Here is an 8332-nt window from a genome sequence, read left to right as displayed (position 1 = left end):
CGCCGCCCGGCCCCGACCTCCTGCTGCCCGGCGCGCCCGGCATCCCCGCACCGCACCGAGCCCACCGGCCCGCCCCCGCCGCACCCCCTCGTGCCACCAACCGCTCCCGCGACGCGCTCCCCGGCGTACGCGGGCCTCCGTGGACGGCCGTTCACCGGTCACCGGTCCAGTCACCGGTCCCGTCCCACAGAACCGCCGTCCCGTCCTCGCCGAGGTGAGGGCGCCCGGCGCCCCCTCGGAGGAAACCCATGACTCGCGCCACCACGGTGCGAGCGGTTCTGGCTGCGGCCGTGCTGCTCGTCTCCGTGCTCATCACGCTGACCATGTCACCCAGACTCGGCCTCGACCTTCAGGGCGGCACCAGAATGGTGCTCCAGGCCAAGGACTCGGACACCGCGAAGGCGGACCGGGACAGCACCGACCGCACCCTGGAGGTGCTCCGCCAGCGCATCGACTCCCTCGGCGTCGCCGAACCCACGCTGACCCGCTCCGGCGAGGACCGGATCATCGTCGAACTCCCCGACGTCCAGGACCCGCGCAAGGCCGCCGAGGTCATCGGCAGGACCGCCCAGCTCAGCTTCCACGCCGTCCAGGGACAGGGCACACAGACCGAGGAGAAACCCGGCGGATCCGGCACACAGACCGAGGAGAAACCCGGCGGATCCGGCACCCCGACCGAGGAGAAACCCGGCGGATCCGGCAAGCAGAGCGGTGAGAAGTCCGGCGACGGCCCGACGCTCCCCGATGAGCAGGGCCGCGACCTCGACCTCGGCCCGGCCAGGCTCTCCGGCGCGGGCGTCAAGGACGCCACCGCCGCGTTCGACGCCCAGCAGGGCGCCGGCTGGACCGTCTCACTCGACTTCCACAAGGACGCGGGCCGGGACTGGACCCGGCTGACCGGCGAAGCCGCCTGCCATCCGGTCCAGGACGACCGGCGCCGCGTCGCCATCGTCCTCGACCAGCAGATCATCTCCTCCCCGCAGGTCTCCCCGTCGGTCGGCTGCAACGTCGGCCTGCCCTCCGGCTCCACCCAGATCACCGGATCGTTCAGCGCGGACGAGGCCCGCGAACTGGCCCTGCTGATCAAGGGCGGCGCCCTGCCGCTCCCCGTCGAGATCGTCGAACAGCGGACCGTCGGCCCGACGCTCGGCGCCGCCGCCATCGACGCCAGCGCCCGGGCCGCCCTCATCGGCGCCGCGGCCACCGCGCTCTTCATCACCTTCGTGTACCGGCTCTTCGGCGCACTGGCCGCCGTCGCGCTCGCCGCCTACGGACTGATCTCCTACGCGGCCCTGGTGGCCCTCGGCGTCACCCTCACCCTTCCGGGCCTCGCCGGATTCGTCCTGGCCATCGGGATGGCGGTCGACGCCAACGTGCTGGTCTTCGAGCGGGCCAGGGAGGAACACACACAACATCCGGGCCGGTCGCTGCGCTCCTCGCTGACCGCCGGATTCCGTGGTGCCTGGAGCGCCGTCGCCGACTCCAACGCGACGACGCTGATCGCGGCCGGACTGCTCTTCTTCCTCGGCTCGGGACCGGTGAAGGGCTTCGGGGTCACACTCGCCATCGGTGTGATCGCCTCCATGTTCTCCGCGCTGGTCATCGCCCGCGCACTCACCGAGATCGCCGCGGGCTCCCGGTTCGTCAGCGACTACCCGGGCGTCAACGGCGTCTCCGGTCCCGGCCGGGTGCGTACCTGGCTGACCCGCCGCGACCCCCAGCTGATGCGGTCCCCGCGCCGCTGGCTGCTGATCTCCTCGGCCCTGGTCGCCGTCGCCGTCCTCGGCATCGTCGTACGCGGCGTCAACCTGGGAGTCGAATTCACCGGCGGCCGGCTCGTCGAGTACTCGACCAGCCGGCCCGTCGACGTGGAGCGGGCCCGCACCGCCCTGGCCGACGCGGGCTTCGGAGACGCCGAGGTCACCACGGCGGGCGCCGGCGACCTCTCCGTACGGACCGGAAAGCTCGACAACGACGGCGAACACGCCATGCGCGCCGCCCTCGCCAAGGAGGGCGGCGAGACGACCAAGGTCCGCGACGAACTCATCGGCCCCAGCCTCGGCGACGAACTCCGGCGCAACGCCCTGATCGCGCTCGGCATCGCCGTCCTCGTCCAACTGGCGTATCTGGCGATCAGATTCCGCTGGACCTTCGCGGTCGGCTCGGTCGCGGCACTGGTCCACGACGTGATCATCCTGGTCGGCGCGTTCGCCTGGCTGGGACGCCCGGTCGACGGCATCTTCCTGGCCGCGCTCCTCACGGTCATCGGATACTCCGTCAACGACTCGGTGGTCGTCTTCGACCGGGTGCGGGAGCTGTGGGCGAAGGCCCGCCGCGTGCCCGTCGCCACGGTCGCCAACCGGGCCGTCCTCCAGACCGTCCCGAGGACGCTCAACACCGGAATGGGCGCCCTCTTCATTCTCACCGCACTCGCCGTGCTGGGCGGTGACTCCCTCGCGGACTTCGCGCTCGCCCTGCTGATCGGCATCTGCGTCGGCACGTACTCCTCGGTGATGACCGCCGTACCGGCCGCGCTCGTCCTGGAACGGAGCAGCAAGGCCCCGCCCCCCGCCCGCAAGCGGGCACCGGGACGCGGATCCGGTGCGGGCCGGGCGCGTCGGGACCCGCTCGACAACGGAGCGCGCGTGTAGCAACCGGTGCCCCTCCCGGCAGGGCGTGCCGGGAGGGGCACTGTGCGTCGGTCGTGGTGATCCGCGGGTCCGTGGCGCACAATTCCGACCACTCGACCCCGTGATCGGAGTGCGCCCGTGCCCATGCCCGTCGTGCTGCGTGAGGCATGGTCCACCGTCGTACCGGACATGAGCGACCGCCATGGACCGCTGCCGCCCCTGATGCTCGCCCTGACCGTCGTCACCGGTCTGGTCGACGCCGTCAGCTATCTGGAGCTGGGCAGGGTGTTCGTGGCGAACATGACCGGCAATGTGGTCTTCTCCGGTTTCGCCGTCGCCGGAGCCCCGGGGTTCTCGCTCGCCGCGTCACTCGTCGCCCTCGCCGCGTTCGCGGTCGGGGCACTGCTCGGCGGCCTGATCGTGCACCGCGGCCTGACTCATCGCGGCCGGACGCTGCTGTACGCGCTCCTCGTGGAGACCGCCTGTGTCCTGGCCGCGCTGATCGTCACCCTGCTCTCCGGCCACCCGTTCGCCGGCGGGGTCCGCTTCGCGCTCGTCGCGCTGCTCGGGCTGGGGCTCGGGGTGCAGAACGCCGTCTCCCGGGCGCTGGCGGTTCCCGACCTCACCACGACGGTGCTGACCCTGACCATCACCGGCGTCCTCTCCGACAGCCGGTTCGCCGGCGGAGGCGGCAGCCGGGCCGGACGGCGGGTGCTCTCGGCCGCCGCCATGATGCTCGGCGCGGTCGCCGGGGCCATGGCCGTACTGCACGGACACCCGAGACTTCCGCTGCTGTTCGCCGCGGCCGTCCTGGCCGGCGTGACCGTTGCCGCATTCGCCCTGGCGCGCTCGCAGGCGCCCTGGGCCGCTCCGGTCGTCAGGAAGTGAGAGACCGCAGGTAGTCGGCGGTGACCTGGTCGGCGGGCAGGAACGTCTCGATCGCCAGCTCGGCCACCGTCACATCCATCGGTGTGTTGAACGTCGCGATCGAGCAGACGAAGGAGAGCACCCCTCCGTCGTGCTCGATCAGCAGTGGCAGCGCGAAGGGCATCGACGGGACGGGCCCCGAGGCGGTGCTTTCGGCGCTCTCCGGTACGGGATAGCCCGAGACCTCCTCGTACACCGCACGCAGCTCCGCCGAACGGGCCAGGGCGATCTGACGTTCCATCTGGGCCAGCAGATCGGCCCGCCATTCCCGCAGATTGCGGATGCGCGGGGCGAGGCCCTCCGGGTGCAGGGTGAGCCGCATGGCGTTCAGCGGCGGTACGAGCAGATGCTCGGCCACTCCGTCCATCATCATCGACATGCCCCGATTGGCCGCCACCACATTGTACGTACCGTCGACGACGAGCGCCGGATACGGGTCGTACGCCTGGAGCAACCGCTCCATCCCCTCCCGCAGCGCGTCCAGCGCCGGGTCGTCGAGCGCGGTCTGGGCGTAGTGGGGTGCGTATCCGGCCACCACCAGGAGGGCGTTGCGCTCTCTGACCGGGACGTCCAGATGCTCGGCCAGCCGCAGGATCATCTCCTCGCTGGGGCGGGAACGGCCCGTCTCGATGAAGGAGATGTGCCGGGCCGAGGAATCGGCACGCAGTGCCAGCTCCAGTTGGCTGATCCGGCGCTGCTCCCGCCAGCTGCGCAGCAGCGGCCCTACCCCCGTGTCAATCGCGACAGTTGTCATACCCAGACCGTAACGTCACCGGCACCGCCGACCGGCACCGATCGCTGATGAGGGAGTCGCCGTATGCCCGCCGCACCGCTGTCGCAGAAGGAGATCGAGGACCGTCTGGGTGAACTGCCCGGCTGGTCGCTGGAAGGGGACCGGATCACCTGCACCTACCGGCTGCACACCCACTTCGCCGCCGTCGGGCTGACCGTGCATGTCGCCGCGATCCAGGACGAGCTGAACCACCACTCCGATCTGACCCTCGGATACAACACCGTTTCCCTGTCGGTGAACACGCACGATGCGGGCGGTGTGGTCACCGAGAGCGATCTGAAGCTGGCCGCACGGGTGGTGGCGATCGCCGCCGGACATGGCGTGAGGTAGCCGCGGCGGCACGCGGCAGGTCACACGGTCGCGCGGTGATGTGTCACATGGTCACCTCACGTTGCACCGCACGCACGCGGTGACGTGTCACATGGCCGCGCCGAACCGTGGATGCGCGGCGAGCCAGCGCCTGTAGCTCTCGCTGCGCTGCACCGCTTCCGCGTACGCCGCCCGCGTGTGCCCGCTCACTGCGCCGGCCGCCGCGCCGGCCGCCGTCGAACGCGGATGCCAGCCCAGCAGATGGCGCCAGCTCAGCGGCGATCCGGTGATCGGCCGTGTCACCAGCCCAGGGGTCGGCGGGAACGTCGCCCGGCACAGTCCGACCGCCCGCCCCACCTGTACGAGGTGGACGACGGACGCCGTGTCCGTCTCGTACACCGAGACCGGGCTGAACCCGGCGCGGGCACAGGCGCCGACGAAACAGTCGGCGAAGCAGCCCTCGCCCGGCACATCCGCCCAGCACTCGTCCGCCAGGGCGGACAGGCTGAGCTCCTCCTCGTCGGCGAGCCGATGGGATTCCGGCAGCATCACGAAGACCGGGTCGATGCCGATCACCTGCCAATTCAACCGGTCGGGCACGGGCGGCGGGCTCTCCCCGCAGGCCCCGATGAGCGCGAAGTCGAGTCTCCCGTCGACCAGTTGGGAGGCGATCTCGGCGACCGACCAGGAGGTGTACGTCGACACGGGCGCGGTCGGGTGCGCGGTGACCAGGCGGTCCACGAGGCCGCCCAGCAGCGGGCCGTGCGTGCCGCCCAGCCGGAAGCGCTCCATGGTCCCCCAGGCATTGGCGAACCGCACCGCCTCCTCCTGGAGTTCACTCACGGCGGGCAGTACCACCCGGGCCCGTTCCAGCACCAGCTCGCCGAGGAGTGTGGGCCGGGCGCCGGTGTGGTCCCGGTCGAAGAGCGGGCCGCCGAGGGCCTTCTCGATCCTTCGCAACTGCGCGCTCAGCGCGGGCTGGGCGAGCCCGAGGGCCGCGGCCGCCTTGGTCAGGCTCCCGGTGTCGGCGATGGCACGTACGGTTCGCAGATGGCGCAACTCCAGCTCCATAAACGCAAGTTATGGGCCCGGAGGCCTACCGGCAATATGCCGGTGTCCATTCGGTGCGGTGTGTCCTGAACGACCACACGCATCCGCAGGCCTCCGAGCCCCGTCCGCGTTCTGTTACTGGGCGGTGAGCTTCACCAGCTGCACGCCGCTGTACGCCGGTGTCCCGTCCCGGGTGACGACCGCACGGACCGTGACCCACCCGGTGGCGGCGCCGGGGTTCGGGGCGAGCCACACACTGCCGTCGGCGTCGGTGGCCAGGTGCGCGATCGGCCGGCCTTCGAGTTCCCAGGCGATGTCCGCGCCGGCCAGGTCGACCGGTGCGCCGTCCCAGGCGGCGAGGGTCAGTGCCGCCCGGGTGGTGCCGGCGGCGGGGAGCTCGGCGGGCGTGGCGGTGAGCCGCAGGTCGGCGTGGATCGTGTCGGACCGGTATCCCGCCAGATCCGCCGGGTACCAGGCGAGCTCGGGAACGAACCGGCCGTCCTTCCAGCGTGCGAGGTAGCCGGGCCGGTGATGGGCGTCGTCGATCAGCGCGTACGTCGGGGTTCCGTGCTCGGAGGCGACGAAGCCGTGCGGCGCGACGGTCACGGTGCCCGCAGTGCCGGGGAGCGGCAGCGCGCGGGGCTCCAGGTCGTGGCTGGCGACGATCTCCACGCCCCCCTCGTACGCCGTCCGCGACACCTTCAGATCCTCGGTGAGGTACCGGAACGCCGTCATCGCCCGCCCGAAGTACCGGCTGGCGACCCGCTTCTGGACCAGCGACAGCCCCTTGAGCATCTCGAATCCGCGCCCCGCCCTGAAGTCCCTCTCCATGTGCTGTGCCTGGTAGTGCAGGTTGAGGCCGAAGGCCAGTGCCCAGCTCAGGTTCTCGGTGGTGTCGACGCCGCGGTCGAGGTTGTGCGGGTAGAACGCGATCTTGTCGTGCATGACGGCGGTACCCAGCGGCCACTGCTGCACGACGACGCCGTTGCGGTTGGGCCCGTCGTACGTGTTGGCCCGGTCGAGCTGCATGGTGTTGAGGTAGAAGCCGAGGCTCGATGTCAGGCTCTGGAAGAGCCGGTCACCGCCCACCCCCTCGGTGCCGATCGGCAGGATCGCGGCGGACTGTGAGGTCTGCTCCACCAGCTCCTCGCAGTACGCGTACGGCGGCGCGCAGAAGTCGGCCGAGTAGTCGTACTCCCGGCGCGCGATCTCGTCCTGGAACATCATGTCCAGGCCGTACGTGTCGCGGAACGTGCGGAGCTGGTCGAGGATCAGGGCCCGGGGCGCCTTCCGCCAGCCACCGATGAGGTACCCGAGGTTGTCGGTGTGTGTCTTGGTGACCAGCTTGCCGTGTCCGTCGCGGATCCCGATCCGCTCGACGCCGCCGAGCTTCGCCACCTCCCGGCTGTCGGGATGCCACCACGTCGGGTTGGTGTACGCGCTGGCGTAGTGCCCGCGGTCGTGGATGGTGTCGATGAGCCGCTGGAACTCCGCCGGCCCGCCGAGATAGTCGAAGGCGAGGAAGTCCGGGTAGTGGTGGTCGTGCTGCCCGTCGGAGTAGTAGCTGGCGAGCTCGACGCTGTACGGGCCGCCGGGTACGGCACGCAGATAGTCGAACGCCGCCTCCGGCCGACCCGTCGCCCAGGTGCCGCCGGTCGGCTGCCACAGGTCCACCTTGAGGTGCACCGAGTCGGCCAGCCCGGCGTGCAGCCGCGGGCCGACCTTGTCCGACAGCCCGCGCCAGGTGTTCATCCTGTTGTCCGCCCGGTAGGCGGCGAACAGGTCGAACGCGGTGTCCCCGGCCGCCAGCCGGGTCGCGGGGAGTCCCCCGGACTCGCCGGGGGCGATCCAGGCGTCCACCCGGTGCATCAGCCCGGTCAGGGCCTCGTCGCGGGCGCGGGCACCCACGAAACCGAACTGTGTCGGGCGGTAGGGCTTCACGTTCGCGGGCTGTACGGAGTACACGCCGAGCGCGGAGTCGTCCTCCTCGAAAAGGATCAGGTCGTGGGTCGCGGTCGGCATGCCATAGTTGGCGTAGAAGCCGCCGGCGAGCAGCGACCGGGTGAAGGCGAGCCCGCCCCACTTCGGTGCGATGCCGAGCATGGTGCCGTCGGCGGGGATGACCCGGTACGCCACTTCGGGGCAGGCGACCCGGAGGATGGGCCGGGACCAGAGGTTCTTCACGGCGGTCGGGCGCAGTTCGAGCCGTCCCGCACGGAGCCGTACCGCCACCTCGGCGGCGAAGAACCCGGGCACGGTGAGGGCGACCTCGGCCTCATCGGCGGCGACCCGGGTGACGTCGGCCGTGGCCTCGTCGGAGAAGACGCCGGTGCCGTTGTCGTAGTACACGGCGAGCGGCAGCACACCGGGCGACTGGACCCGGCCGTCGGACGTCCAGTCGAGCAGCCGGCCGCGACCGTCGATCAGGACCCGGTCCGCGCCGCTGGTCAGTTCCAGGGCACCGGCCCGGCTCCAGGAGGCCACCGGCCCGCCGTCGCCGACCACCTCCACGGAGTCCACATCGAGCACGAACTGATCGGCCGACTGCTTGTCGTCGGGGAAGAACACGAGCACGAGCCGGCGCAGCGGGGAGGTGAGCCGGCCGTCGGCCTTTCCGCTCCAC

The 8332-nt window shown here is 71.3% G+C and carries 6 protein-coding genes and 1 pseudogene; 4 read left to right on the top strand and 3 right to left on the bottom strand.

The features are described from left to right. From ABZY11_RS40740 to ABZY11_RS40730, 3 genes and pseudogenes are all read left to right on the top strand, one after another. Positions 1 to 218 (top strand): annotated as a pseudogene (locus tag ABZY11_RS40740) (hypothetical protein); the annotation flags it as partial. Between the two features lie 30 nt (positions 219 to 248). Next, complete coding sequence (gene secD / locus ABZY11_RS40735; protein WP_356484004.1) at positions 249 to 2651, top strand: protein translocase subunit SecD; 2403 nt, start codon at positions 249 to 251, stop codon at positions 2649 to 2651. 123 nt (positions 2652 to 2774) lie between these two features. Continuing rightward, positions 2775 to 3518: a YoaK family protein gene (locus ABZY11_RS40730; RefSeq protein ID WP_356484005.1), complete on the top strand. Its 744-nt coding sequence runs from the start codon at positions 2775 to 2777 to the stop codon at positions 3516 to 3518. Here ABZY11_RS40730 and ABZY11_RS40725 read toward each other — a convergent pair. Next, positions 3508 to 4311, bottom strand: coding sequence for a helix-turn-helix transcriptional regulator (locus ABZY11_RS40725; RefSeq protein WP_356484003.1), 804 nt, complete (start codon positions 4309 to 4311; stop codon positions 3508 to 3510). The genes ABZY11_RS40730 and ABZY11_RS40725 overlap by 11 nt on opposite strands. Positions 4312 to 4374: 63 nt before the next feature. On the opposite strand from ABZY11_RS40725, the gene ABZY11_RS40720 reads away from it, so the two are divergent. Continuing rightward, a complete protein-coding gene (locus ABZY11_RS40720) occupies positions 4375 to 4680 on the top strand; it encodes a 4a-hydroxytetrahydrobiopterin dehydratase (RefSeq protein WP_356484002.1) in 306 nt (101 codons plus the stop codon). 87 nt (positions 4681 to 4767) lie between these two features. On the opposite strand, the gene ABZY11_RS40715 is transcribed toward ABZY11_RS40720, so the two are convergent. Next, entirely contained in the window at positions 4768 to 5730 is a 963-nt protein-coding gene (locus ABZY11_RS40715; RefSeq protein ID WP_356484001.1) for a LysR family transcriptional regulator, read from the bottom strand. A gap of 114 nt (positions 5731 to 5844) precedes the next feature. Further along, on the bottom strand, positions 5845 to 8332 hold a 2488-nt coding region (locus ABZY11_RS40710), incomplete at its 5' end, for a hypothetical protein (protein ID WP_356484000.1).

The organism is Streptomyces sp. NPDC006510 (genome assembly GCF_040611955.1).
In the GTDB taxonomy this organism is placed as follows: domain Bacteria; phylum Actinomycetota; class Actinomycetes; order Streptomycetales; family Streptomycetaceae; genus Streptomyces.
The sequence above is the reverse complement of the archived record's forward strand: the minus strand, read 5'-3'. Positions and strand labels throughout refer to the sequence as shown.

What these genes read in the sequence shown, in the direction of transcription:
- ABZY11_RS40715 (WP_356484001.1), bottom strand. Translation starts at nt 5,730, where the DNA reads ATGGAGCTGGAGTTGCGCCATCTGCGAACCGTACGTGCCATCGCCGAC.
- ABZY11_RS40720 (WP_356484002.1), top strand. Translation starts at nt 4,375, where the DNA reads ATGCCCGCCGCACCGCTGTCGCAGAAGGAGATCGAGGACCGTCTGGGT.
- ABZY11_RS40730 (WP_356484005.1), top strand. Translation starts at nt 2,775, where the DNA reads ATGCCCGTCGTGCTGCGTGAGGCATGGTCCACCGTCGTACCGGACATG.
- secD (WP_356484004.1), top strand. Translation starts at nt 249, where the DNA reads ATGACTCGCGCCACCACGGTGCGAGCGGTTCTGGCTGCGGCCGTGCTG.
- ABZY11_RS40725 (WP_356484003.1), bottom strand. Translation starts at nt 4,311, where the DNA reads ATGACAACTGTCGCGATTGACACGGGGGTAGGGCCGCTGCTGCGCAGC.